26 protein-coding genes are annotated in these 25,610 nt (G+C 67.4%); 10 read left to right on the top strand and 16 right to left on the bottom strand.

The window, feature by feature from the left end; translation table 11 throughout:
* Positions 1-308: 308 nt before the first annotated feature.
* Both NVV90_RS00305 and NVV90_RS00300 read left to right on the top strand, forming a co-directional pair.
* Entirely contained in the window at positions 309-659 is a 351-nt protein-coding gene (locus NVV90_RS00305) for a YciI family protein (RefSeq protein WP_258439218.1), read from the top strand.
* Entirely contained in the window at positions 659-1,909 is a 1,251-nt protein-coding gene (locus NVV90_RS00300; RefSeq protein WP_258439217.1) for an RNA polymerase sigma factor, read from the top strand. Before NVV90_RS00305 ends, NVV90_RS00300 begins: the two co-directional genes overlap by 1 nt.
* On the opposite strand, the gene NVV90_RS00295 is transcribed toward NVV90_RS00300, so the two are convergent.
* The 6 genes from NVV90_RS00295 to NVV90_RS00270 form a co-directional block, all read right to left on the bottom strand.
* Positions 1,906-2,691, bottom strand: a complete 786-nt coding sequence (locus NVV90_RS00295; protein WP_258439215.1) for a glycerophosphodiester phosphodiesterase family protein — start codon at positions 2,689-2,691, stop codon at positions 1,906-1,908. The genes NVV90_RS00300 and NVV90_RS00295 overlap by 4 nt on opposite strands.
* A 75-nt stretch (positions 2,692-2,766) precedes the next feature.
* Positions 2,767-3,015, bottom strand: a complete 249-nt coding sequence (locus NVV90_RS00290; protein ID WP_258439214.1) for a hypothetical protein — start codon at positions 3,013-3,015, stop codon at positions 2,767-2,769.
* A 143-nt stretch (positions 3,016-3,158) separates the two neighbouring features.
* Positions 3,159-3,968 (bottom strand): HAD family hydrolase, encoded by an 810-nt coding sequence (locus NVV90_RS00285; RefSeq protein WP_258439212.1) that lies wholly within the window; start codon positions 3,966-3,968, stop codon positions 3,159-3,161.
* 75 nt (positions 3,969-4,043) lie between these two features.
* Positions 4,044-4,574 (bottom strand): YbhB/YbcL family Raf kinase inhibitor-like protein, encoded by a 531-nt coding sequence (locus tag NVV90_RS00280; RefSeq protein ID WP_258439211.1) that lies wholly within the window; start codon positions 4,572-4,574, stop codon positions 4,044-4,046.
* Positions 4,574-5,539 carry a carbohydrate kinase gene (locus NVV90_RS00275; protein WP_258439210.1) on the bottom strand — a complete coding sequence of 322 codons (966 nt, stop codon included), beginning with the start codon at positions 5,537-5,539 and terminating at the stop codon, positions 4,574-4,576. Before NVV90_RS00275 ends, NVV90_RS00280 begins: the two co-directional genes overlap by 1 nt.
* Positions 5,540-5,596: 57 nt before the next feature.
* Positions 5,597-6,418: an alpha/beta hydrolase gene (locus tag NVV90_RS00270; protein ID WP_258439209.1), complete on the bottom strand. Its 822-nt coding sequence runs from the start codon at positions 6,416-6,418 to the stop codon at positions 5,597-5,599.
* Between the two features lie 111 nt (positions 6,419-6,529).
* Between NVV90_RS00270 and NVV90_RS00265 the strand changes: the two genes are divergently transcribed.
* Positions 6,530-7,636, top strand: coding sequence for a GTP pyrophosphokinase family protein (locus NVV90_RS00265; RefSeq protein WP_258439208.1), 1,107 nt, complete (start codon positions 6,530-6,532; stop codon positions 7,634-7,636).
* Positions 7,637-7,643: 7 nt separating this feature from the next.
* Entirely contained in the window at positions 7,644-9,140 is a 1,497-nt protein-coding gene (locus NVV90_RS00260) for a SulP family inorganic anion transporter (RefSeq protein ID WP_258439207.1), read from the top strand.
* Positions 9,141-9,147: 7 nt separating this feature from the next.
* Here the strand turns inward: NVV90_RS00260 and NVV90_RS00255 are convergent, their stop codons facing one another.
* Positions 9,148-10,158, bottom strand: a complete 1,011-nt coding sequence (locus tag NVV90_RS00255) for a LacI family DNA-binding transcriptional regulator (protein ID WP_258439206.1) — start codon at positions 10,156-10,158, stop codon at positions 9,148-9,150.
* Between the two features lie 305 nt (positions 10,159-10,463).
* On the opposite strand from NVV90_RS00255, the gene NVV90_RS00250 reads away from it, so the two are divergent.
* Positions 10,464-11,168, top strand: a complete 705-nt coding sequence (locus NVV90_RS00250; RefSeq protein ID WP_258439205.1) for a response regulator transcription factor — start codon at positions 10,464-10,466, stop codon at positions 11,166-11,168.
* Here NVV90_RS00250 and NVV90_RS00245 read toward each other — a convergent pair.
* A complete protein-coding gene (locus tag NVV90_RS00245) occupies positions 11,122-12,807 on the bottom strand; it encodes a cell wall metabolism sensor histidine kinase WalK (RefSeq protein ID WP_258439204.1) in 1,686 nt (561 codons plus the stop codon). The genes NVV90_RS00250 and NVV90_RS00245 overlap by 47 nt on opposite strands.
* A 51-nt stretch (positions 12,808-12,858) precedes the next feature.
* On the opposite strand from NVV90_RS00245, the gene NVV90_RS00240 reads away from it, so the two are divergent.
* Positions 12,859-13,374 (top strand): PepSY domain-containing protein, encoded by a 516-nt coding sequence (locus NVV90_RS00240; RefSeq protein WP_258439203.1) that lies wholly within the window; start codon positions 12,859-12,861, stop codon positions 13,372-13,374.
* A 136-nt stretch (positions 13,375-13,510) separates the two neighbouring features.
* Here NVV90_RS00240 and NVV90_RS00235 read toward each other — a convergent pair whose 3' ends face one another.
* The 6 genes from NVV90_RS00235 to NVV90_RS00210 all read right to left on the bottom strand — a co-directional run bounded on the left by NVV90_RS00235 (position 13,511) and on the right by NVV90_RS00210 (position 20,426).
* A complete protein-coding gene (locus NVV90_RS00235) occupies positions 13,511-13,888 on the bottom strand; it encodes a hypothetical protein (protein WP_258439202.1) in 378 nt (125 codons plus the stop codon).
* Positions 13,888-14,502: a hypothetical protein gene (locus NVV90_RS00230; protein WP_258439201.1), complete on the bottom strand. Its 615-nt coding sequence runs from the start codon at positions 14,500-14,502 to the stop codon at positions 13,888-13,890. The genes NVV90_RS00235 and NVV90_RS00230 overlap by 1 nt, the downstream gene beginning before the upstream one ends.
* A gap of 250 nt (positions 14,503-14,752) precedes the next feature.
* A complete protein-coding gene (locus tag NVV90_RS00225) occupies positions 14,753-16,531 on the bottom strand; it encodes a biotin carboxylase N-terminal domain-containing protein (RefSeq protein WP_258439200.1) in 1,779 nt (592 codons plus the stop codon).
* On the bottom strand, positions 16,531-18,252 hold the full coding sequence (locus NVV90_RS00220; RefSeq protein WP_258441255.1) for a carboxyltransferase domain-containing protein: 1,722 nt from the start codon (positions 18,250-18,252) through the stop codon (positions 16,531-16,533). The genes NVV90_RS00225 and NVV90_RS00220 overlap by 1 nt, the downstream gene beginning before the upstream one ends.
* A 17-nt stretch (positions 18,253-18,269) precedes the next feature.
* The gene (locus NVV90_RS00215) at positions 18,270-19,607 is read right to left on the bottom strand and encodes an MFS transporter (RefSeq protein WP_258439199.1); all 1,338 of its coding nucleotides are present in this window, start codon (positions 19,605-19,607) and stop codon (positions 18,270-18,272) included.
* 60 nt (positions 19,608-19,667) lie between these two features.
* Entirely contained in the window at positions 19,668-20,426 is a 759-nt protein-coding gene (locus tag NVV90_RS00210) for a LamB/YcsF family protein (RefSeq protein ID WP_258439198.1), read from the bottom strand.
* A gap of 106 nt (positions 20,427-20,532) precedes the next feature.
* Here NVV90_RS00210 and NVV90_RS00205 point away from each other — a divergent pair, with 106 nt between their 5' ends.
* Positions 20,533-21,237, top strand: coding sequence for a GntR family transcriptional regulator (locus tag NVV90_RS00205; RefSeq protein ID WP_258439197.1), 705 nt, complete (start codon positions 20,533-20,535; stop codon positions 21,235-21,237).
* A gap of 9 nt (positions 21,238-21,246) precedes the next feature.
* Here NVV90_RS00205 and NVV90_RS00200 read toward each other — a convergent pair whose 3' ends face one another.
* Positions 21,247-22,002 carry a LysR family transcriptional regulator substrate-binding protein gene (locus tag NVV90_RS00200; protein ID WP_258439196.1) on the bottom strand — a complete coding sequence of 252 codons (756 nt, stop codon included), beginning with the start codon at positions 22,000-22,002 and terminating at the stop codon, positions 21,247-21,249.
* Positions 22,003-22,341: 339 nt separating this feature from the next.
* Between NVV90_RS00200 and NVV90_RS00195 the strand changes: the two genes are divergently transcribed.
* On the top strand, positions 22,342-23,847 hold the full coding sequence (locus tag NVV90_RS00195; RefSeq protein WP_258439195.1) for an amino acid permease: 1,506 nt from the start codon (positions 22,342-22,344) through the stop codon (positions 23,845-23,847).
* A 77-nt stretch (positions 23,848-23,924) separates the two neighbouring features.
* Positions 23,925-24,374, top strand: coding sequence for a DUF5997 family protein (locus tag NVV90_RS00190; RefSeq protein ID WP_258439194.1), 450 nt, complete (start codon positions 23,925-23,927; stop codon positions 24,372-24,374).
* Positions 24,375-24,478: 104 nt separating this feature from the next.
* Here NVV90_RS00190 and NVV90_RS00185 read toward each other — a convergent pair whose 3' ends face one another.
* Entirely contained in the window at positions 24,479-24,859 is a 381-nt protein-coding gene (locus NVV90_RS00185; protein ID WP_258439192.1) for a VOC family protein, read from the bottom strand.
* A gap of 121 nt (positions 24,860-24,980) precedes the next feature.
* Here NVV90_RS00185 and NVV90_RS00180 point away from each other — a divergent pair, with 121 nt between their 5' ends.
* A complete protein-coding gene (locus tag NVV90_RS00180) occupies positions 24,981-25,550 on the top strand; it encodes a hypothetical protein (RefSeq protein WP_258439191.1) in 570 nt (189 codons plus the stop codon).
* Positions 25,551-25,610 lie beyond the last annotated feature (60 nt).

Below are 25,610 nucleotides of genomic sequence, written 5' to 3'. Positions count from 1 at the left end.
CCGCCCTTGAGGCACATGGTTTACTTCATCAAAGCCGGCCATTCCCGTATTCCGCGATTCCCGTAGGACCCGCCCGCAAAACTGCCCGGTGAAGGTGCCCCAACTGCAACACCTCCGGCGTCTCTCAACCTAAACATGCGAGAGGGCCGGGGCCACCCAAATCTGGCGCCGCGCCACCGTCGCCCCTAGGCTGGCAGCCAACACGGCGCGGGATTTTTCCGGCCGCGGTGTCGATCCGGGTGCTGCCCGTTCGTCTAGAGGGTGAAAGGCGGCGCACAAGCCGCCCCTGCATCAAGGAGGAACCCGAAATGTCACGCTATCTGCTCAGCATCTACCAGCCCGACGGAGGCACCCCGGAGCCCGAGGTCCTGGACAAGGTCATGGCCGAACTCGAGGTCCTGAACCAGGAAATCCGCGACGCCGGGGCCTGGGTCTTCACCGGCGGCCTCCACCCGGCGGACACGGCAACCGTGGTCCGGGCGGCCGACGGCGAGATCCTCACCACCGACGGGCCCTTCACCGAAGCCAAGGAGCACGTCGGCGGCCTGTGGGTCATCGAGGCCCCCGACCTGGACGCCGCCCTGGCCTGGGCCGGCAAGGCCGCGAAGGCCACCACCCTGCCCATCGAGGTACGGCCGTTCGCGGGCTACATCGACTGATGCCGGCCGTTCCGCTCTCGGAAATCGAGCGTATATTCCGCGAGGAGTATGGACGATCGGTGGCCGTCCTGGTCCGTATTTTCGGCAGCATCGACACCGCCGAGGATGCGGTCCAGGACGCCTTCACCGAGGCCGTCCAGCGCTGGCCGGACACCGGGCTCCCGCCGAGCCCTGCCGGCTGGATCATCACCACCGCCCGCAACCGGGCCATCGACCGGCTGCGCCGCGAGGCCACCGGCCGGCACAAACATGAAGAGGCGGCCCTGCTGGCGGAACAGCTCGCCGGCTCCACCGCGCCGGATCCAGCAGGCGAGGAGGACGACGTGGCCCACCCTGTGCAGGACGAGCGCCTCCGGCTGATCTTCACCTGCTGCCACCCTGCCCTGAACAGCGGCGCCCAGGTGGCGCTGACCCTCAGGCTGCTGGGCGGCCTCACGACGGCGGAGATCGCCGGCGCCTTCCTTGTCCCCGAAGCCACCATGGCCCAGCGGCTGGTCCGTGCCAAGGCCAAGATCCGGGACGCCCACATTCCGTACCGTGTCCCGGCGGGAGCGGAACTGCCGGAGCGGCTGAAGTCCGTGCTCGCCGTCGTCTACCTGGTTTTCAACGAGGGTTACTCGGCCAGTTCCGGGGAGCGGCTGGTACGGGCGGAGCTCTGCCGGGAGGCGATCAGGCTGGGCAGGATCCTGGTGGAGCTGATGCCGGACGAGCCCGAGGCCACGGGCCTGCTGGCGCTCATGCTGCTCCTCGAATCCCGCAGGGCGGCCCGCACGGACCGGGCCGGCGCTCTGGTGCTGTTGTCCGATCAGGACCGCGGCCGCTGGGACCGCGGGCTTATCGAGGAAGGCCAGGCCCTCGTCCGGCAGTGCCTGCGCCGCAACCAGCCGGGCCCGTACCAGCTGCAGGCGGCCATCAACGCAGTCCATGCGGACGCAGCAACGGCCGCGGCCACGGACTGGCGGCAGATCCTGGCACTCTACGGACAGCTCCTGGCCTTCTCCCCCACGCCCGTGGTGGCGCTCAACCGCGCGGTGGCCCTTGCCGAGGTGGAGGGCCCGACGGCGGCGCTCACCGCCGTCGACGATCTCCCGCTGGGGCGGTACTACCTGTTCCATGCGGTGCGCGCGGAGCTGCTGCGCCGGCTGGGCCGGAACGCCGAGGCTCTGGCCGCCTACCGGGCGGCGCTGGAGCTGGCGGGGAATGCCGCGGAACGGGAGTTCCTCGAACACCGCATCGATGCCCTGGGCTAGTCCCACTCCCCGCGGCTCAGCAGGACGTCTTTGAGGAGGTCCGAGCGGTCGGTGACGATCCCGTCCAGGCCGAGGTCCAGGAGTTCCCGCATGTGCGCGGGATCGTTGATGGTCCAGACGTGCACCAGGATGCCCAGACGGTGGGCGCGCCGGAGGAACCCGGCGGTGATGACCCGGACCGGGCCGAAGCCGACGGGGACCTGGAAGGCGTCCACGTCGTGCAGAAGCCGCCGCAGCAGGCCCGTCGGCAGCAGCGGGCCCAGCAGCACGAAGGCGGCTGTAAGGAACATGCCCGCGGACGACGCCGTGCGGCGGCTCAGCAGGCGCAGCACCGCGCGGCGCCGGCGGTCCGAAAAGCTTGTGACGAGGACGCGGCCGTGGGCTTGGTGCTTCTCGATGGCCGCGGCCAGGGTTCGGACCGAGTTCCAGTCCTTGACGTCCAGGTTCAGCCTTGCCCGGGGGAACTCCGTGGCCAGCTGATCGAAGGTGGGAATGGCTTCGCGGCCGCCGATCCTGGCCTGCGCCACCTCGGCCGCGGTGAGGTGCGCGATCCGGCCGCTGCGGTCCGTGACGCGGTCCAGGGAGTCGTCGTGGAACAGCAGCAGGACGCCGTCGGCGGTGGTGTGGACATCCGTTTCGAGATGGCCGATACCCAGCTCCACGGCAGCGCGGAAGGCGGCCATGGAGTTCTCCAAACCGTCCCGCGAGTAGCCGCGGTGGGCCAGGGCGAGCGGTCCCGCGCTCCCGTCCGGGCGGCTGAAATAGGGCAGCGGATGGTTCACATCCGTAGCCTATCCCGCCGCCGGTGCGGGCTTGCGGAGGGCCCGGCGGGGTCCTGGCGAAGATCCTGGCGGGGCTCAGGAATCCTTGGGGACGACGGCCACGCCGTCGCTGCAGTGCACCAGCGTGCGGCCGCGGCCGCCGTCGAGGTGCACCCACACTGCCGTGGCGTCGCCGGTGACGGCATCCACCACTCCCACCGATTCGTAGCCCGGCTCAAGGGTGACGCTGACGCGATCGCCCTGGCGCAGGGATTTCCAGTGGTGGTCCGGCTGCACGCGCCTCAGCGGTGCGGTGTTCGTAGCCTGGTTTCGGCGCTTTCCCATGTGTCCCCCTGCAGGTTCAGCGGGCCGTGGTTCCACAGGCCCGTGGCTGGAAGCCTACGGGCGGAAGTTGAACGCCAGTTGTATGCCAGCTGGGAAAAGGATGAAACATACCTTGCGGGGCATATGGTCGGAGCCGCCCATAACTAAACCCGCTGGGCGGCGAGCTTCGCCTCGAGGACCTGGGCCACGCCGTCGTCGTCGAAGTGCGGGGCCTGCTGACCGGCGGCACTGATCGCCTCGGGGTGGCCGCTGGCCATGGCGTAGCCTTCGCCGGCCCAGCGGAGCATCTCGATGTCGTTGGGCATGTCGCCGAAGGCCACCACGTCCGCGGCGTCGATCCCCAGCGACGCCGCGTACTCGGCCAGTGTCACGGCCTTGTTGACGCCCGGAACGGACATTTCCAGCAGCGCCGTGCGCGGTGCCGAGTGGGTGGTGGTCACCAGGTGCGCCACGGCGGGCTGGATTTCCGCCAGGAATTCGTCCGGGGTGACGCAGCGGCTGATGGCCAGGAACTTCACGACGGCGTCATCCACGGTGAGCGTTTGGCGCAGCGGAGCGGGGGTGACCTCCGACAGCAGCTCGCTGGTGGCATTCTCGATGAACCCGGGCTCGAGGTGGAATCCGGTCAGCGTCTCCGCTGCGAACAGGGCGTCGGGGCGGATGGACTTGATGATCCTACTGGCTTCCAGGATGGCCTCAAGGCCCAGGGCACGCGAGGCCAGGACCTTGTCCGCGGCGAGATCCCAGACCACGGCGCCGTTGGAACAGATCACCTTGCCGCTGTGCCCCAGCTGCTCCTGCAGGGGCGTCAGCCAGCGCGGCGGGCGGCCGGTCACGAAGACCAGCTCGACGCCGGCGTCGCGGCACGCGTGGAACGCACGGACGGTGCGGTCGCTGATCTTGCCGTCGTGGCCAAGGATGGTGCCGTCGATATCGCTAGCTACAAGGCGCATCACGCCAGTCTACGTGGCAGGGCCCCTCGTCCGGATCGCCGGATGCGGAGTGGGATGCGACCGGGAAGCGCGCCGTCACCGCTCGAACATGCCCGTGATGATGGCCCGGCCCAGCGTGTGCCGGACCAGCGCGGACGCGAGCTTTGCGTGTGCGGCGCGCGCATCGAGGCCGAGGTCTTCAACATCCAGGGCATGGATGGCCACGATGTACCGGTGCGGGCCGTGCCCCGGGGGAGCCGCGGCGCCCAGATAACCCGGGAACCCGCCGTCGTTCTTCAACTGGAAGGCGCCCGCTGGCAGCAGGCTGCCGTCCCTGCTGCCGGCCCCGGCGGGGAGTTCGGCGGTGTCCGCGGGAAGGTTGAGCACCGCCCAGTGCCAGAAGCTGCCGGCACCGGGGGCGTCCGGGTCCAGGAGCGTGACCGCAAAGCTCCTGGTGCCCTGCGGTGCGCCGCTCCAGCTCAGCTGCGGGGAGATGTCCTTTCCTCCCGCACCGAAGAGGCCGCTGCGCTGGTCCCGGGGCAGCGTCTCGCCGTCCTTGAACGATGCGCTGCGGACTGCGAAGGACGCCACGGGAGGAAGTCCGGCGTAGGGGTCGAGCCCGGCCATCACTCGTCCTCCTCTGCTGCTGCCGCCGCACCCGCCGCGGAATGGTTGAGTTCCGCCCGGGTGGGCGGATTGGCGCCGGCCCGGGAAACGGTGACGGCTGCCGCGCGGGCGGCGTGCTCGAGGATCCTCGCAAGGACCTCGGCGGGCATGGCCCGCAGATCGCCGCGGTTCTGCGCGCCGGCCAGGCCGCGGTCCACGATGCCGGAGAGCAGCGCGGCCATGAAGGAATCGCCCGCACCCACCGTGTCCACCACGTCCACGGCAGGCGCGGCCACTTGGGCCTCGCCGGCCGCCGTGACGCCCCACGGTCCCACCGCGCCGCGGGTGACCACCACGACGGCGGGACCCTCCGACCCGCCCAGGCTGAGCCAGCGGCGGGCCGATTCCAGGGCGTCCACGCCGGGGTAGAGCCATTCGAGGTCCTCGTCCGAGGCCTTGACCACGTCCGCGAGCACCACAAAGCGCTCGGTCTGCGCCCGCGCGTACTTCCGGTCCGTGATGATGCTGGGGCGGCAGTTGGGGTCGAAGCTGATGGTGGCGCTCGGGTGGGCGTGCTCGACGGCGGCCAGCACCTCGGCGGCGCCCGGCTCCAGCATCGTGGCGATCGAGCCCGTATGCAGCAGGGTGGCCCCCTGCAGCATGAACGGCAGCCGCCCCGCCAAGCCGGGAAGCTCCCAGGCGAGGTCGAAGGAGTAGCTGGCGGCGCCGTCGTCGTCAATCACGGCGGTGGCCACGCTGGTTGGCTTGTCGTCCGGCGGCAGCGGCACCATGACCGAACTAGCGCGCAGGTGCGCGGCCACCGAGTCGCCGTAGGTGTCGCGGCCGAAGCGCCCCACGAACTGCACTGCATGGTCCAGGCGGGCCAGGCCCACAGCAACATTCAGGGGGCTGCCGCCCACGTGCGCCTCGACTCCGCCGGAGCGCTGAACCACGTCCACCAATGCCTCGCCAATGACTGTCAGCATGGGACCACTCTGCCAGAGGAGAGGTATCGCGGACTAGGGATCAGGCCGGACTAGGGATCAGGCCAGCAGACGCTGGACCAGTTCCCGGCATTTCTTGTAGCTCACGGACTTGGTGTCGATGAGGTCGTAGTGGTCCCCGGGAACCCGCAGGAGCTGCGCCGTGCCGCCGGAAGCGGTGGACGCCGCAACGTAGCCCTCCGACTGGCTGACGGGAACGTCGTCATCATCGGCGGCATGCACGGCGAAAACAGGGACGTCGATGGGCAGGGTGCTCATGGGATCGGCGAATCTATGCCGTTTGGGGTATCTAACGGAATCGCCGCCCATGAGGTTGCAGACGGCGCCGTTGCTCAGGTTCAGGCGTTCGGCTTCGGCCAGGTTGAGCAGGCCGGACTGGCTGACCACACCAGTCAGGTGCACGGCAGTTTCCTCAGGATTGCGCTGGAGCTGGCGCTCGGCGTCCTGCGCTCCGATGGAAGAGAGGCGCCGCCGGCCCGCGGCCCAGACGGCCAGGTGCCCGCCAGCGGAGTGGCCCAGGGCCACCACCTTGCCGAGCTTCAGGCCGTGCTCCTCCGCGATGTCGGAGAGGTGGTCGATGCCGGCCAGGACGTCCTCGAAGGTGTGCGGCCACCCACCGCCATTGCCGGCGCGGCGGTATTCGAGGTTCCAGGCGGGAATGCCCCTGGCTGCGAGGTCGCGGGCGATGGGCTCACCAAGTTCGGCACCGTACTGCGAGCGCCAGTAGCCGCCGTGGATCACCACGGCCACGCCGTCCGCCAAAGCCGAGAACCCGGGGTGTTTGGCCCCATGGTTTTCCGGAATGAACAGCTCCCCCCATTGGCTTGGGTGATCGCCGTAGAAGTACTTGTGCCGCATCATTGCGCCCTCCTTTGTAGCGAGCCTATCGCGTGCCGCGGGTACTGTGGGGTAGGGCACGTCGACGGCGGGTGGCACGTTTTCGCTGTCAGCCCTTCCCCGTAAGCTGGGGGCATGGCGAGCAACTGGGACAGCTTGGATCCGGACCTGCGCGAATCCGTGCAGGCCAACGTGGAACTCTATGAACGCGTCCGGCCGGCCTTGAAGCTGGTCACGCGGGACGTTCTGCTGACACTGCGGACCATGCTCAAGGAATCGGAAGTCACGCCCTTGTTCGTGACGGGCCGCACCAAGACCGTGGAGTCCTTCCGCGAGAAGATTTCACGCACGGATGACCCGCTGGAGCCCGGCGGTCCCCGCGTGCTCAAGTTCCCGGACCCCTTCCGGACGCTCAATGACATGGTGGGCATCCGCGTCATCACCAAGCTGCCGGCCGAAAACGCTGCCGTGGCCAACATCATCAAGCGCCAGCGGCAGCTGTTCGACTGCCGTGGGGACCGCGAGAAGGACATCGGCTCCATCGAATCCGGCACCTACGGGTACTCCAGCCGGCACCTGATCCTGCGCACCATCCAGAACGAGACCGTCAAGGAATACCAGCACGCCTTCAACCCGGACATCCAGGCCAACGGCAGCTACTTCTTCGAATGCCAGATCCGCACCGTGTTCGCCCACGCCTGGAGCGAGATCGAGCACGACATCCGCTTCAAGGCCGAGGACCCGCGGGCCTGGACGCCGCACTTCGACCGCCAGTTCACGGCCACCGCCGCCATGCTCGAGACCGTTGAGGGCGCCTTCGCCGACCTCAACGAGCGCTACGCGGAAGTCCGTAGCTACTGGGACCTGGAGGGCGAGGGCGGCATGGCCCTGACGCCCAACCGGATCCGCGACGTCTGGCGCACCCTGCTCCCCCACGTGGACCGTAAAGTGGATGACGACTGGGGCTGGGCCGCCGAACTCCTGGCGGCGCACGGCCTCACCACCACGGTGGAGCTTGCCGGCCTCCTCAGCGCCAACCGGATCACCGAGGTCCGCAAGGCCCTGGACCACCGCTACTCCCCCGGGCCGGACCGCCTCCTGGATGACCTCCTGCTGTGGCAGTACGGCACCGCCCACATCGACCTCACCGCGGAGGAGCCCGACGTCGTCCCGCACCCGCGGCGCGACAGCCTCCAGCGGCGCCTGAAACAGATTGAGCGCTACCGCCAAAGCGCCACGTAAAGGACCCATGACACCAGAGCAGCTCCAGTCCCTCCGCCTCACGCTGCGCTCCCCGCGGCGGCTCCTGACGGAGTCGCTGGCGGGCCTGGTGGTGGCCCTGGCCCTCATCCCGGAGGCCATCGCGTTCTCCGTGATCGCCGGCGTGGACCCCCGCATCGGCCTCTTCGCGTCCTTCACCATGGGCGTGGTGACCGCGATCGTGGGTGGCCGCCCTGCGATGATCTCCGCGGCAACGGGTGCGGTGGCCCTGGTGATCGCGCCGGTGATGCGCGATCACGGCCTGCACTACCTGATTGCCACCATCATTCTGGCGGGCGTCTTCCAGATCATCCTGGCCGCCCTGGGCGTCACCCGGCTCATGCGCTTCATTCCCCGGTCCGTGATGATCGGCTTCGTCAACGCGCTGGCGATATTGGTGTTCATGTCCCAAATGCCTGAGCTCTTCAACGTGCCCTGGATGGTTTATCCGATCGTGGCCGTGGGGCTGCTGATCGTGTTTGGGCTCCCACGCCTGACCACCGCGGTGCCGGCACCACTGGTAGCGATTGTGGCCATCACGCTTGTTACCGCCTTGGGGCACATCGACGTGCCGACCGTCAGCGACAAGGGCGAACTCCCGGACAGCCTGCCCGGCTTCTTCCTGCCCCAGGTGCCCCTGACCTTGGAAACCTTCCAGATCATTGCCCCGTTCGCCCTGTCCATGGCCATGGTGGGTCTCCTGGAATCGCTGATGACGGCCAAGCTGGTGGACGACATCACGGACACGCGCTCCAACAAGACCCGGGTCTCCTGGGGGCAGGGCGCGGCGAACATCGTCACCGGCTTCCTGGGTGGGCTGGGCGGTTGCGCCGTGATCGGGCAGACCATGATCAACGTCAAGGGATCGGGTGCCCGCAGCCGTCTCTCCACCTTGCTTGCAGGCGTGTTCCTGCTGGTGCTGGTGGTGGTCCTGGGCGATGTGGTGGGCATGATCCCCATGGCGGCCCTGGTGGCTGTAATGATCTTCGTTTCGCTCATCACCTTCGACTGGCACTCCATCAGGCCCTCCACCCTGAAGCGGCTGCCCAAATCCGAAACCGGCACCATGCTGGTGACGGTGGCTGCCGTGGTAGCCACCCACAACCTGGCCATCGGCGTGGGCGTGGGCGTGCTGACGGCCATGGTGCTGTTTGCCCGGCGTGTGGCCCACTTCGCCACCGTGGAACGGACGGAACTTGAGCTCAACGGCGAGACCGTGGCCACCTACACCGTGGACGGGGAGCTGTTCTTCGCCTCGTCCAACGACCTCTACACGCAGTTTGACTACGCGAAGGATTCCGCAGAGCGAATAGACCGGGTGGTCATTGACCTGCATGCCTCGCACCTCTGGGATGCGTCCACCATCGCCGTACTGGATTCCGTGACCGAGAAGTACCGGAACCACGGGCGTGACGTGGAGCTGATCGGCCTGAACGCGGCCAGCGTCCGGATGCGCGAACGCCTGGCAGGGAAGTTGAACGGCTGAGGGAGCGTCAGTCCTGGAGGGTGGTGCCGCGCAGCTGCAGGGTCCACGGCGCGGGGACCCTGGTGCCCTCGGCAGGCGAGCGCTGCTCGAGCCGGTCCACCAGCATGGTGACCACGCGGTCGAAGATCGGGTCCGGGCCCACGGTGGTCAGCGCGGGGTCCGATTCCTGGCCTTCCGTGGAGTTGCCGACGCCCACGATCTGCACGTCCTCGGGCACGCGGAGCCCCAGTCGGAAGGCGGCACGGACGGCCTGCAGGGCCTCCATGTCGTCCGTGGCCAAGATGGCCGTGGGCGGTTCGGGGAGCCGCAGGAGGTCGAGCGCAGCCTGGTAGGCGACGTCGCGCCGGTGGTGTGAGGTGCGGACCAGGGCATCGTCCACGGGAATCCCGGCACGCTTCAGGCCAGCCGCGTAGCCGCTGTACCGGGAGGGCCTGGTGCGGCGGCCCTCCTCGCCGCGCCGGATGCAGGCGATCCGGGTGTGGTTCGCGGTGAGGAAGTCCATGCCCTGGGCGATGCCGTCCTCCGATTCGGGGGCCAGGACGTCGAAACCGGCCGGCTGCATGGACTCGGAGATGACCACCTGGGCCACCCCGCGACGGGCCAGTTCCGTCATGGTTTCGTCCTCCAGGACGTCCTCCGGGATGAAGCCGAGAATGACGCCGTCCGCCCCGCCGGACAGCATGAACTGCCGCCATGCGTTGCCCAGCAGAATGACAGGCTGGTAGCCGTGCTCGGGGAGGATCTTGGCGGCCGCCGCGGCGAGCGCGCGGTCCCACGGCCATTCGAGATCGCCGATGGCCACGGCCACCAGGTCCGTCTTGCCCCGCCGCATGCCGCGGGCCGCCTGGTTGGGGACGTACCCGAGTTCGCGGACGGCATCCTTGACGCGCTCCTGCGTGGGCTCGCTGATGCGGGTGGTTCCCCCGTGGCGCCCGGAGAGCACATAGGACACCGTGGTCAGCGAAACGCCTGCGCGTTCGGCGACATCCCGAATGGTCGGCTTGGATCCTTGCCTCACGTCTGCGTCCTGTTCTGTGCTGCCCTCAGCCGGGCGGGTGACAACGCCGGGACCGAATGCCCGTTTCGATGTACTCTATCCGGCCCCGCCGGCGCCCCGAACAGCGCCTGTAAGGCACCGGCTCCGGAATCCGGGGCCGCAGACGACGACGCCGGCCGCGCACCCGGGTGCGCGCCGCCTGATTGGGCGGCCTGGCCCCTGACGCGGCAGGATTCGCGAGGCAATGGAGAACGACACCCACGACGTCTCTGGTGCCGCCCAACCGAGGTCGGGGATACTGTCGTCATGAACCGGGAGGCGCGGTCATGAGGATCTTGATCGTCGAAGACGAAAAGGTGCTGGCCGAGACAGTTCGCCGCGGACTCCGCAATGAGGGGTTCGTCGTTGATCTGGCACACGACGGCGTCAGCGGCATGAGGGCCGCGATGGAGAATCCCTATGATGTGATCCTGCTGGATCTGATGCTGCCCCTGAAAAATGGATACGACGTGCTCAAGGAAATCCGGGAACATCGGATCTGGACTCCGGTCCTGATGCTGACAGCAAAGGACGGTGAGTACGACCAGACGGACGCATTCGATCTCGGGGCGGATGACTATCTCACCAAGCCATTCAGCTTCCTGGTGCTGGTTGCTCGGATCCGGGCCTTGATACGCCGCGGTGCCCCCGAGCGGCCGGTCGTCCTCGCCGTCGGAACGTTGACCCTGCATTCCGTGAGTCGCGGTGTTCGCCGCGGTGACACCCCCATCTGGCTCACGGCAAAGGAATACGCGCTGCTGCACTACCTGATGCGCAGGCACGAGCAGGTGGTTTCCAAGTCCGAAATTCTCGACAACGTCTGGGATTCAGCCTTCGAGGGAGGGGACAACGTCGTCGAGGTGTACGTGGGCTACTTGAGACGGAAAATCGACACGCCTTTCGGGCTGCGCACCCTCACCACTGTCCGGGGAATGGGGTACATGCTCAGCCCCGACCGCCCTGCGGATTCCCCTGCCTCGGCAGTAGATTGAGTCGCTGAGGCGTGGCTTGCCCGGGGGACTCTGTTTGACCCGGGAAAGCCAGCTCGAACCGGCAGCCGCCGCCGGGAGTTGCCGTAGAGAGGATCCGGCCCCCGTGGGCGCTCATGATGGCGTCCGCGATGGCCAAACCCAGCCCGCTGCCACCGCTTTCGCGGGACCGGCTTTCATCAAGTCGTACAAACCGTTCAAAGATCCGCTCGCGTTCGGCAATCGGCACCGGTGGACCATCGTTGTCGATGGTGAGCAGGACGCCGTCAAGGGAGTTTCGTACTTGGATGCTGATCCGGGACTGCGCGTAACGCTCCGCGTTGTCCAAGACGTTCCGGACGGCTTGGCCGAGGCGCCGGACGTCGCCTGTAACCCGGGCCGGTTCAAGCAGGGCCTCGATCTCGTGTTTGCTCGTGGAACGTAGACGGCGGACTTCGTCATTCAGCACGTCGTCCAGATCCACGTCTTTCACGTCCAGGCGCAGGCCATCGTCGTTGGTCCTGGCCAAGGTCAGCAGGTCTTGGACCAGGTAGCGCATCCGCGCCGTTTCCCCGGCCAGGACCTCTTTCATCGCCTCCCAGGTGGCCCCGGATGAATCAGCGGCCGCGATCTCCACCGCGGCGCTGAGTGTCGCCAAAGGGCTGCGTAATTCATGGCTTGCATCCGAGATGAAGCGTCGCTGTTCCAGGTCCGAAGCCTGTAGCCGGTCCAGCATCATATTCATCGTCAGTGCCAAGGCCCGGATCTCGTCGGACGTCTGAGGCACGTCGACGCGGCCGTCCAGGCTCCGGGCGTCAATGTCCGCGACTTGGCTGCGGATCCGCTCAACCTGGCGCAGCGACCGTCCCACAAGCATCCAGACCCCGACGCCGACCCCTGCCAGCAATAGCGGTGCGGCGCCAAGCATGAACCAAGCCACCGTGGAAACCGTCTCGGACTGCACCCGCACCGTGGCGGCAACAGCGACGGTGTAGACCTTCTCCTCCACTTTGACACCCGTGGCAACAACGTACAGTTCATCGTCAAACAGGTTCTTCAGCCCGGAAATACGCTGGAAGAGCGTTTGCTTGGCTTCTGGACGCAGCGTCGTGATCGGCGTCGCGGCGGTGGCAGCAACGGACGCGGCAAAGACCGATCCATCGGGATTCAGGATCTGGATGTATTGGCCAGGGCGCACTGCGGACCTGAGGTATTGGCTCGCTTCATCCAGGTCGTGTTCTACGATGTGGGCAACCACGGTCTCGGCCTGAAGCCGGGTGAGTGATTCCGTGGACGCCACCAGAGCTCTCTGAAGCAGGAGCAGCAGGATCAGTCCGCCTACGAGCAGCGCGGCCGCCACAAAGGCGACCGCCGTGGCCGTTGCCCGTTTGCGCACGCCCCAGCGGCGGGTGCGCACTTTTCCGGAGTGCGGGGGCGCCTTAACAGCATCCATGCTCCAAGAATGCGTCCCGGTCCCGCCTGAAACAAACCCCTCGCCGATAGCCCACTGGCATAGATAGGCAAACCTGCCCCACCGACTGGGTTGGACTGTGTCGGCGAGCAAGGCGGTGTCGGCGAGCAGGCTGTGGGTTGGCTGAGACAGGCTGTGTTTTAGCTGAGATTTGTCCAGCGGATTTTGCAGGCGGAGAAGCCTTGGGAGCAAACTGGTTTTACATCATCAGGTTTTGCTGGGGTCACAAAACAGGAGACTGCCATGCATAAGAAATCCCTATTGATCACCGGCATTGCCACCGCAGCAGCTGCAATCAGCGGAGCGTCCATTGCGGCTGCCAGCACCACGCCTGGCGATGACCAGCCCTTGAGCGGAGCTTCCCTGCAGCAGGCCAGCGACGCGGCCCTTGCTCGAACCGGTCCGGGCACCGTAACAAGCGCGAAGACTGACCATGATGCGAATACTTCGTATGAAGTGAACGTGCAGTTGAACAGCGGCAGCCGGGTTGAGGTGGAGCTTGATAGCTCGTTCCAGGTTGTCACGGTGGAGGGCCAGGATGACGACTCGGGACAGCCGCTGAGCGCTGCTGACCGCGACAGGGCAGGACAAGCCGCGCTGGCGAAGGTCGGCCAAGGCCGAGTTGGCGAAGTGGAACGCGAGAACGAAGGCGGCTCCGCCTTTGAGGTGGAGATCATCCTTCCGGACGGCTCTGAAGCTGACGTTGAACTGGGAGCCGATTTCCAGGTCCTGCGCACGGGAGCGCCTGAGCGCGACTGATCGGCGGCAGGCCAGGTGCCCGGCTTGCCCGAGCCCCCGAACGAAGACGGCGGCCGCGTACCCCTGTAGGGGATACGCGGCCGCCGCAGTGCTTACGGCAGTCGGACTACTACTGAATGAGTTTCAGGCGCAGGCCCTACGCTGCCGTTTCGGAAGAATCTTCGTGGAAGCGTCCGAAGCGCTGAAGGTACAGGTACATGGCGATGAACGTGACCAATCCCAGAAGGGGCCCTGCCCACATGGCTACTGCCGTTCCGTGAATCAGTATCGCGCCGACCCCAAATAGGCCCCCTACAACACCAACTCCTGGGCTGGCTGTGGCAAGTTTTCCCTGAATATTGCGAGCGATCTGCCGGTAACGAATGCCCTGCAGTACCGCGAACAGGACGAAGGATGCCACCATGACCAAAGACCATGGAGGCGCTGCCATCGCCACAACGCTTAATGTCAGGCCGTACATGGCGGCCAAGCCCAACCAGTAGTTCCGTGCGATCGTCGTTGTCTTCGTGTTCATCAGCAGCCTCGATTGAAGTCGATAACTGAGCCTGCGATCGCCATTGCTGCAGAACACCCAAGTGCAGCCATCGGTCCAAAGAACCCCATGGCCCCACAGAAAGCAGCGTTAGTGCCCCACCATGCCCATAGAGCTGCCCAAGCCGATGGGCACTGAGGGAACATGGGCTTCATAGACATGCCGCCTTTGCCGCCGCCGACCATGGACGGCTTTGCCTTGGAAAGCTTCGCTACCTTGGTGCCGTTGGGCCCGTCTTTTACTTCGAGGGTCAGATATCCAGTATCGGTGAGTTCAACCAGGGCCTCAAGAACATCAGTCGGCATGGAAGCTGCCAGGAACCTCTGTTGAAGCCCGCTGTCGAATCGGCTATCGGACGCCAGGAACGTGGTAAGTGGCTTGGAGCCCTTGATTATGCGAAGTCGCTCGGCGAAGCCGGCCGGGTCGGCTGATCGAGACTGCTCGAGTCGCTGCAGAGCCTCGGCTTTCTGGGCCTCCGTTGGCTGAAGTAGCGCGACCCCAGTTTCGGCCGCGGATACGGTCCTTGGCCCCGCAGCACTGGCCGGTGCGACAGACGTGGAGAAAACCGCAATGACCGCCACGAGCGTGGTGATCACGCGCAATAGATGTATCCAACGGGTTGTTGTGTGACCATTCTGAATCCCCAATTTTCTAGTTCATCTAATTCTGCTGAACAGCAATCCGTAGTGCCGCCTGGTGGTAGCACTGCGTGCAGCCAAGCTAGTGACCCGACCCCCATGATGCAAGTCAAACAACGACGGCGGCCGCGCACCCTGGCAGGGATGCGCGGCCGCCGCGACGCTTAAGGCAGCAGTGCTTAAAGCAGCAGTGCTTAAGGCAGTCGTGCTACTCGATGTGTGCCAGGACAGTTCCGGCGCTGACCACGCCGCCGGCTCCGGACAGCACGGCGGAGAGCGTTCCGGCGCGGTGAGCGGAAACCTGGGTTTCCATCTTCATGGCCTCGAGGACCACCAGGGGGTCGCCGACGGCAACCTCGGTGCCGGGCTCCACCAGCCACTTCACCACGGTGCCGGCCATCTGGGACACAAGGGCAGATTCGGCGACGGCAGCGGCGGAAGCCGCAGAACCGCCGTCGGGCAGTCCGGAACCCAGGCCCGAGACGTGCGCAGCGGACGGCAGCCCCTGGCCGGAGCGGGCCCAGCCGTCCAGCAGATCCGCGGGCAGGCCGACGGCGAGGCGCTTGCCGTCGAGCTCCACCGTGACGGTACGCCGCTCGCCGGAGGGGGCCACGGCACTGTATTCGGGATCCACGGGGATTTGGTCAGCGAAGTCGGTTTCGATCCAGCGCGTGTGGACGTGCAGGCCGTCCTCGGCCGTGAAGTCCGGGGACTCGAGCACGGCGCGGTGGAAGGGCAGGACCGTGGCCAGGCCGGTGATGTTGATTTCGGCCAGTGCCCGGCGGGCCCGGCGCAGCGCCTGCTGGCGGTCCGCGCCGGTGACGATCAGCTTGGCCAGGAGCGAGTCGAACTGCGGCGGTACGAAGGAGCCTGCACGAACGCCGGAATCCAGGCGAACGCCCGGCCCGGTGGGAACGCCGAACGAGGCAACGGTGCCCGGGGAAGGCAGGAAGCCGCGGCCCACGTCCTCGGCGTTGATGCGGAATTCGAAGGAGTGCCCGCGCGGTGCCGGGTCCTCGGAGATGCTCAGCTTTTCACCGGCGGCGATGCGGAACTGTTCCTGGACGAGGTCGATTCCGGCGGTTTCCTCGGTGATGGGGTGCTCCACCTGCAGGCGGGTGTTGACCTCCAGGAAGGCGACGGCGCCATCGGCCGAGACGAGGAACTCCACGGTTCCGGCGCCGTAGTAGCCGGCCTCGCGGACGATGTCCTTGGCGGCACGGTAGATCTGTTCCTGCTGGCCGGCGCGCAGGAACGGCGCGGGGGCCTCTTCCACGAGCTTCTGGTGCCTGCGCTGCAGGGAGCAGTCGCGGGTTCCGACCACGACGACGTTGCCGTGGACGTCCGCGATGACCTGGGCCTCGACGTGGCGGGGTCGGTCGAGGTACTGCTCCACGAAGCATTCGCCGCGGCCGAAGGCCACCACGGCCTCGCGCACGGCGGAGTCGAAGGCTTCCTCGATTTCCGCGAGTTCGCGGACCACCTTGAGGCCGCGTCCGCCGCCGCCGAAGGCCGCCTTGATGGCGACGGGCAGGCCGTGCTGTTCGGCAAAGGCGCGGGCTTCCGCGGCCGTGGCCACGGGGCCGTCGCTGCCGGCCACGAGCGGGGCTCCGGCGCGGACGGCGATTTCGCGGGCGGTGATCTTGTTGCCCAACTGGCGGATGGACTCCGGTGCGGGGCCGATCCAGGTGAGTCCGGCGTCGAGCACTGCCTGCGCAAAGTCGGCGTTCTCGGAGAGGAAGCCGTAGCCGGGGTGCACGGCGTCGGCGCTGGAGCGGGCGGCGATCTCGAGGAGCTTGCCGATGTTCAGGTAGGTGTCCGCGGGGCTGTTGCCGCCCAGACTCCAGGCCTCGCCTGCGGCACCCACGTGCATGGCGTCGGCGTCGATGTCGGCGTAGACGGCCACGGAGCCGATGCCGGCGTCGTCGCAGGCGCGGGCGATGCGGACGGCGATTTCGCCGCGGTTCGCGATCAGGACCTTGCGCATCAGATACTCACTTTTCTTGAAGGTACTTCGTAGTTCGGGGAAATGCGGAAGCGGATGCTCCCGCCGATGGGGACCTGCGCGGCCCGGTCCAGGTGTTCGTCGGCCACGACGCCGATCACGGGGTAGCCGCCGGTGATGGGGTGGTCCGCGAGGAACAGCACGGGGAGGCCGGCCGGGGGGATCTGGATGGCGCCGGCCATGGTGCCCTCGCTGGGGAGTTCACCGTCCCGGCTGCGGCGCAGCGGTTCGCCGGCCAGGCGCATGCCCACCCGGTTCGACTGCGGCGTGACCTGCCAGGACTGGCTGCAGAGCGAGTCCAGGGCGGAGGGCTCGAACCAGTCCTCGCGGGGGCCCGGAATGATGTCCAGGACGGTGATGCCGGATTCGCCGCCAAGCTCCGGGAAACCGGGCTGGAGTTCGGGGCTGCCCACGGCCGCGGACGCGGTGTCCGTGCCGACGGGCAGGAACTGGCCGGGCGCCAGCGGTGCGGGTCCGATCCCGGACATGGTGTCCGAGGAGCGGCTGCCCAGCGCGGCCGGAACGTCGGCCCCGCCACGGATGGCCAGATAGGTGCGGAAGCCGCTCTCCGGCGCGCCGATGGCCAGCACCTCGCCGTCCAGGAGCGCGAACGGTGTGGCCATGGAAACCGTGCGCTGCGGGCCGGGCTGCAGCTCGCCCTCGGAGGCCTCGCCGTCGAACGTCTCGCCGTTCTCCACCCAAATGCCCGACGGCGACTGGATGGTCAGCGTTGCCGGCGCACCGGCCACGGCAATCACCTGGTCTCCGACAGCTTCCACCACGAGCCCGCCGTTGACGGTCTCGACGGCGGCCGCCGTGGGGCTGTTGCCCACCAGGCGGTTGGCGCGGCGCAGCGACTCCCGGTCAAGGGCACCCGCGGCGGAGACGCCCAGGGGTCCGTAGCCGCGGCGGCCCAGGTCCTCGATGAGGCTCAGCGCGCCGGGGGCCACGATGCGGATGCCGGCGGACGCGGCAGCGGCGTACGCGGCAGCGGCAGGCTCGGTGCCGGCGTCCGGGACCGGGGCGACGGCCTCGGCCGGTGCCACCGTGACGACGTCGCGGACGGCCCGGAACTGCACCCGGTTCCCCGGGCGGACCAGGGCCGGCTGGGGCCGGTCAAGGTCCCACATGCGGGCGCCGGTGCGCCCTATCAGCTGCCAGCCGCCGGGCGAACGGCGGGGATAGACGGCGGAGTACTGGCCGCCAAGGGCCACGGAACCGGCAGGCACCGCGGTGCGCGGGGAGGAACGGCGGGGAACGTCCAGCGCATCGTTTTCGCCCACCATGTAGCCGAATCCGGGGGCGAAGCCGGCGAAGGCCACGGTCCAGATCTGGCCGGTGTGGGCGGCAATGACGCCGTCCACGCCCAGGCCGGTCAGCTCCGCGACGTCGGCGAGGTCATCGCCGTCGTACACGGTGTCGATGACCACCAGGCCGCCGTGGTTCTCCACCGGCCCGGTGAGCTCAAGGTCCAGAAGCAGGGCGCCGATGGCACGGGTGGCTTGGGCGGATTCGCCCACCACCATGACCGTTTCGGCCGCGGCCAGGACGTCCACCTGGCCGGGGAGCGGCGATTCGAAGAGCATGGCCTGCAGGGTCAGGACGTCCTGAAGGCCGTCCAGCTCTGCGAGTACCGCACGGGTGCCAACCGGCCGCACGGAGCGGACCTTGCTTGCGGTCCTAGTCTGCATTTCGGTTTCCATCATCCGCTCGCAGCCGATTAGGCGTGCGACTCCTGCAGGAGGCGCTCTTCTTCTTCGATGTGCGGGTCGCGGCCGATGGCCATGCCCACGATCGTGACGATGGCGGCCAGGAGCAGGTACCCGGCGATGAGGAGCCAGCCGCCGTGGGCCGAGCCGTAGAGGGCGGTGAAGATGATCGGAGCGAAGCCGCCGCCGATCACGCCAGCCAGGGTGTAGGCCAGCGAGCTGCCGGCGTAGCGGAGGCGGGCCGGGAACTGCTCGGTAATGAAGGCTGCCTGCGGGCCGTACATGAAGGCGTGGAACGCCAGGCCGATCACCACGCCGATGGTCAGCGTCAGCACGGACTTGTCCTGGATCATCAGGAAGAACACCGGGATGTAGGCGGCCGTGCCGGCTGCTGCGATGCCGTACACGAGGCGACGGTTGAAGCGGTCCGTGAGGGCGCCGGCCAGCGGGATGAGGAACAACTGGAAGGCCGAGCCGATGAGGATGGCGGCCAGGACGTTGCCGGTGGTCATGCCCAGTTCCTTGGTGGCGTACACGGCCACGAACACGGTGAAGAGCGAGTACAGGATGTCAGGGCAGATGCGGGAGAGCGCGGCGGCGATCAGGGCCTTCGGCTGGGTGGTGAAGACCTCCTTGATGGGAGCCTTGGGGCGGTCGCCGTGGGCCTGGATGGCCTTGAAGACGGGGGTTTCCTCGAGCTTGAGGCGGATCAGCAGGCCGAAGACCACCAGGAGGGCGGAGGCCAGGAAGGCTACGCGCCAACCCCAGGAGAGGAATGCTTCGCTGCTGAGGCTTGCGGCCAGGATGGCCAGGACGCCGTTGGCCATGAGGTTGCCGGCGGGCGGGCCGATCTGGGCCGCGGAGGACCAGAAGCCGCGCTTGTTGGGGTCGCCGAATTCGCTGGACAGCAGTACCGCGCCGCCCCATTCGCCGCCGACGCCGATGCCCTGGGCCAGGCGCAGGAGCACCAGGATGGCGGGGGCTGCGATGCCGATCACGGAGTAGTCCGGCAGCGCACCGATGAGGACGGTGGCGATGCCGATCAGCAGCAAGGTGAAGACCAGGACGTACTTGCGGCCGATCTTGTCGCCCAGGCGGCCGAAGACGATGCCGCCGATCGGGCGGGCAAAGTAGCCGACGGCGTACGTCGAGAACGACAGGATGAGCGAGACGAACTCATCGTTTCCCGGGAAGAAGATCTTCGGGAAGACGAGGGCGGATGCCACCGAGTAGATGGCGAAGTCGTAGTACTCAAGCGAAGTGCCGGTGAGGCTGGCGATGTATGCCTTGAGGGCGCCGGCCGGTGGCTTCCTTGTCACGGCCTGTGCTGCCTTGCTGTTGGTGCTCATGTGTTCCTCCGGGGGATGAGGTGGGGTTTGGTGCGGGAGGCCGGTGACCGGCCGGGGGGATCAGACGAAGGTGCCGATGCTGACGCCGGCGTCGCTGAGAGCGGACTTCACGGCGGTGGCCATTGCAACGGCCCCCGGTGAGTCACCATGCACGCAGATGCTCTCCGCGCGGATATTCAGGATGGAACCATCGATCGTCCGGACGGACTGTTCGGTGGCCATCCGCAGCACGTGCTCCGCCACTTCGGCGGGGTTGTGAAGGACCGCTCCGGGCAGCGCACGCGATACGAGCGTTCCGTCCGGGTTGTAGGCGCGGTCCGCGAAAGCTTCGGTCACGGCACGCAGCCCGGCTGCCTCGGCCAGCCGCAGGACCTCGGAGCCCGGGAGCCCGAGGATCGGAAGGTTGGGGTCAACCGATTTGACGGCGTCGACGACGGCCTGGGCCTGGGCGGTGTGCTTGACGATTGCGTTGTACAGGCCGCCGTGCGGCTTGACGTACGCCACGGACGTTCCGGCGGTGGCCGCCAGGGCCTGCAGGGCGCCGATCTGGTACACGACGTCGTCGGCCAGTTCCAGGGGATCGATGTCCAGGAAACGGCGGCCGAATCCGGCAAGGTCCCGGTAGCCCACATGGGCACCGATCACGACGCCGGCCTCCGCCGCCTGCTGGCAGGTGGTGCGGATGACGGTGGGGTCGCCGGCATGGAATCCGCAGGCCACATTGGCGCTGGAAACGGACTGGAACATGGCGTTGTCGTCGCCGAGCGTCCAGCGTCCGAACGACTCACCAACGTCGCTGTTCAGGTCGATGCTTGCCATTGTGATCCCTGTCTCATGAAGTGCCTTAGATCAAGGATGCATCAAAATGTCGGATTGTTCAACAATTCAGCGATTCAATTATTTGGCAATCGTGTAAGTTCGGTTCATGGCCAGTTCAGATGAAGGACTCCGCGACCCTGCTAACGGCGCCGGACGGGGCGGCAGCGCCCGCCTGCGCGTGGCCGTACCCTCCGTGGCGGAGCGGGTGGCCGATGAACTCCGCTTCCAATTGGCCGAGGGAATGCTGGTCCCCGGGACACGGCTGACCGAAGCAGCCATCGCGGAGGAACTGGGCGTCTCACGCAACACCGTGCGGGAGGCCTTCGCGGAGCTCGCCAGCGAGCGCCTGGTGGTCCGCCATCCGAACCGGGGCGTCTTCGTGGCCACCCTGGAAGCCGGGGACATCCACGATGTCTACACCGTGCGCCGGGCCATCGAAGTCAGCGCCATCCGCGGCGGCGGCACGCCGGAACGCATTGCCGCGGTCCGCGCCGCGGTGGAGGAAGGCAGGCGCGCAGCCGCCCTGGAAGACAACGAGGGCCTGGGCAGCGCCAACCAGCATTTCCACGGCGCCATCGTCGCCCTGGCCGGAAGCAACCGGCTCAACACGATCATGGCCCACATACTGGCGGAAATGCGGCTGTTCTTTCATAAGGCCAGCGTGGACGCCCGGTTCTACAGCGGGTACCTCACGGAAAACGACGAGATCTGCTCGGCCCTGGAAGCAGGCGAACTCGACCATGCCGGCGAACTCCTGCGCGCCTACCTGGACCGCTCGGAAGCCCAACAGCGGGCCGTGCACGGCGAATAGGCCGGACTCCTACCGCTTGCCCTTCTTGCGCGAACCCTTGCCGCGGCCTTTGTCCGGGTTTGGTGCGTAGCGCTGCGGCACGGAGGGCTTCTTGGCGCCACTCCCGCGGCGGTCCGGCTTAGGCGCCTTCTTGGGCGCTTCCTGCTGGGCCGAGGGCTGGCGCGAGCTCTGCGCGGTGCGGCCGCGGACGATCCCGATGAATTCCTCAATGACGGGATTGTCGGTGCCGCTCGGCCAGGCCAGCGCGATCTGGGTGCTCGGCGCGCCCGTCAGGCGGCGGGCCACCGTGTCCTTGACGTTGAAATGCCGGGCCACCGACATCGGCAGGATCACCAGCCCGGCACCGGAGGCCACCACCTGCAGGGCCATCTCCGGGCCGCCCATTTCCTCGACGTCCAGGAAGTTCTCCTCGGCCAGGTCCGCCAGATCGACTTCCTCGAAAACCGAGATCTCGTGACCCTTGGGCGCCACCACCACGGGCTGCTCTTCGTAGAGCGGGATGACATTCAGGCCTTCGCGCTCGATCGGCAGCCGGACGAAGCTCAGCTCCGCGGAACCGTCGGCCAGCACCGAAAGCTGCGCTCCGGCGTCGGACATGAAGGCGTGCAGCGGGAAGTCCGGCATGCGCTCTGCCCAGCGGCGGATCCACTTCCCCGGCGTCACGCCGGCAACGTAGGCGAAGCTCAGGCCGGGACGGCTGGCCTCGCCCGGGTCCTGCTGGGGCTCGGCGTCGGAGGCGGCGGTGGGTTCTTGATCGGCTGGCACCAGTTCACAGTACCGCCCGGCACGCCGCCGCAGCAGCAGCATTCCGGCGGTTCCCGCGGGCGCGGCCGCGACGATACCCAAGCAATACTTGCAATAATTACTTCCTAGCAACAGCACGGCTGTCGCTAGGAGAGCTTCGTCACAGTTCAACGATGAGGATTCTTTGCCTGTTTGGCCCGCAGCATTGGCGATGGTTCCTCCGTGTTAGCTTGATCACCACGGTCCGAACGGATGGCTTTGCGGAGCCCCGAACGATCTCCTTCACGCAGGTACCGGTCCCCCCACCGGGTTCATTCTGCGTGCCCCTTTGCCCGACCCCTGACTTCCCCCGGAGGATCCATGCGAGCTGCTTTGCCCCAAGAAGCCGATGCGCCCAGCGCCCTGGCGGACCCAGACAAGCCCGGCCTCCGGAGGTCGATGGAGGCCCGCCACCTGGTGATGATCGGGCTGGGCGGCGTGATCGGCTCGGGCCTGTTCGTCAGCTCCGGCTACACGATCTCCCAGGCCGGGCCCCTCGGTGCCGTCATCGCCTACCTGATCGGCGCCGTCGTGGTCTATCTGGTGATGTCCTGCCTGAGCGAACTGGCCATCGCGTACCCCGTGTCCGGCGCGTTCCACATCTACGCCGCAAGGTCCATCGGCCCGGCCACGGGCTTCACCACTGCCTGGCTCTACTGGCTGACCTGGGCCGTAGCCCTCGGCTCCGAATTCACCGCCGCCGGCTTGCTCATGCAGCGCTGGTTCCCCGAGGTGCCGGTCTGGATCTGGTGCCTGGCCTTCGCCTCAGTGCTCTTCGGGATGAACGCGATTTCCTCCCGCGTCTTCGGCGAAAGCGAATTCTGGTTCGCCATGATCAAGGTCGCCGCCGTCGTCGGCCTGATCATCCTGGGCGGCGCGGCCCTTCTCGGCTTCCACCCGATGGCGGGCGGCGGCTACCCGCACCTGTTTGAGAACTTCTCGACGGCGGAAGGCCTGTTCCCGAACGGCTTCACCGGCGTGCTGGTCACTGTGCTTGTGGTGTTCTTCGCCTTCTCCGGTTCCGAACTGATCGGCGTGGCCGCCGGCGAGACCGCCGATCCGGCCAGGAACATCCCCAAGGCCATGAGGACCACGGTCCTGCGCCTGGTGATCTTCTTCATCGGTGCAATCGTGGTCATCGCCGCCACCATCCCCTACGACAAGGCCGGCCTCGACGAAAGCCCCTTCGTCACGGTCTTCTCCAGCATCGGCGTCCCCTACGCCGCGGACATCATGAACTTCGTGGTCATCACCGCGCTGCTCTCGGCGGGCAACAGCGGCCTGTACTCCTGTGCCCGCATGTTGTTCTCGTTGTCCGCAGAGGGGCAGGCGCCCAAGGTGTTCGGCAAGCTGACCAAGCGGGGCATCCCCATGGTGGCCCTGATCGTCAGCATCTTCGGCGGCCTCGCGTCACTGATCAGCAGCATCGTGGCGCCCACCACCGTGTACCTGGTGCTCACCTCGGTTGCCGGTTTCGCCACGGTGGCCGTGTGGATGTCGATCGTGGCCTCGCACTACTTCCACCGCCGCGCCTTCATCCGGAACGGCGGGGACCTCTCCAGCCTGCCGTACAAGGCCCCGCTGTTCCCGCTGGTTCCGATCCTGGCGTTCGTGGCCTGCCTGGGCTCGATGATCGGCATCGGCTTCGATCCCACCCAGGCCCCGGCGCTCTACTTCGGCGTTCCCTTCGTGATCGCCTGCTACCTCTTCTTCCACTTCAGGTATGGCAAGGGACGCCGGGGCCCGGCCCAGGAAACCGTGCCGGGCGCCGACGGCCTTGCCAGCGAGGAAGCGAAGAAGGAGCTTCCCGTGGAGGTCGGGGCGTAGTTCGAACTGCACTGCCGGCGCCGACTGACTTTTCACCGGCGGCGCCGGCAACTTGCAGGCGGCGATACCCTTGAATCATGACCTCTGAGAACTCCCAGTCCATGAAGCCGGCAACCGTTGCCAAGAAACTCGGCATCTACCTGCCCGCAACACCCCAGGAGTTCCAGGATTCGGCTATTTCACGCGCCGATTTCGCCGAACTCCAGGCCAACCCGCCGGAGTGGCTGGCTGAGCTCCGCCGCAACGGCCCGCACCCGCGCCCCGTTGTTGCGCACAAGCTGAACGTCTCCATCAGCGGCCTCGCCCGCGGCGGCGTGGAGGATGCGCTCACGACGGCGGACATCACCGCGCTGCTGCAGTCTCCGCCGCAGTGGCTGGTGACCGAGCGCGCCACGCACGCCGCAGTGCGGGCCGAGGCGCAGCGCGTCAAGGAGGCTGCCGCCAAGAAGGGCGCCACCAAGGAGGCCAAAGACAACGCGGCCGCCAAGCGCGACGCTCCCAAGGCGTCCAAGCGCGACCACGCCTAGGCTTCACCCAGGCATACCGGGGCTTGTTTGCGGTTCCGGACCTTGATGGTCCGGGACCGCAAACAAGCCTTTGTCGTTCCCGGCGGGATTCGGTCCTGGCTCAGCTAGTCCTGGTGCAGCTGGACGAAGTTGCCGCAGCCGTCGTCGAACACGGCGCTGATCCCGGAGGGGTCCTCGGACGGTTCGCCCTTGAACGTCACGCCGGCGGCGAGCAGCCGCTCGTACTCGGCCTGCACGTCGGGGACGCCAAAGACGATGGCCGGCATCCCGGCGTCGTACAGTGCGTTCATGTAGTCCGCGCCGATCGGGTTGTCACTGGGCTCCAGCAGCAGCCCCACCGATCCGGCATCGGCACCGGGATCCTTGACGATGAAAAGGTTGTACTCGGGCATGGCCATCAGGGTCTCGAAGCCCAGCGTCCCGGTGTAGAAAGCGTGGGCGGCCGCCGGATCCTGGACGTGGATGCTGCACATTTTCAGTCTCATGGGCCTACGCTACGCGGCCACACCACTCCTGCGCAGCACCCGCGGACCGGGCCCTCGCGTCCGTCGCCGCGTCGGCGCATACTGAAAGTGAAGCGGCGCGAATTCGCCTGGAGGTGGTCAAATGCCCGCCATGATGATCATGTGGGTAGTTGCGCTGGTCCTGGCCGTCGCAGCCACCACCCACGCCCTCCAGAAGAAGCTCGCGCACGGAACCGGCCCCGAACCGGACGGCGTTTTCTGGGATGCCTTCGCGGGTTTGGTGGTGATTGTCCCCGCCATCCTGGTGCCCACACTGGCCTGGCCACCGGCCGGGCTGTTCCTCCTGCTGCTGGCCGCGGCCACGGCCGGCGGAACGATTCTCGGCGAGCGGCGCTTTGAACGCGTCCACGCCGCCCAACCGCACCGCCGGCCAGGATTCGCCGACGCCGCGGCCCGGCACCAGGAGGTCCTGGCCCGCTGGCGGCGCTACGAACTGGACCCCGGCCAGGCCATCCTCTTCCCCGCCATGAGCGATGTGGCGAACCCCCGGACAGCGGCGCTCCTGCGGGCCATGCGGGAAGCCGAAAACTGCCGGCTGACGGCCGGCACCGACTACGCGGCCGCCGTCGGGCGCCTTGAACAGGCACTGGCCGACGCCGAACATGCAGCCGGGGTGCCGGCCGAAATCCTCAGCAGCCAGGCCCGGACCTAGACAGCGGCCTGCACAGGCATCCAGACGTGGGATCTCGGCCTCTTCAGCGAACGGAAGGGT

The sequence above is a fragment of the Arthrobacter sp. CJ23 genome (assembly GCF_024741795.1).
In the GTDB taxonomy this organism is placed as follows: Bacteria; Actinomycetota; Actinomycetes; order Actinomycetales; family Micrococcaceae; genus Arthrobacter.
This window is presented reverse-complemented; position numbering and strand designations above follow the sequence as displayed.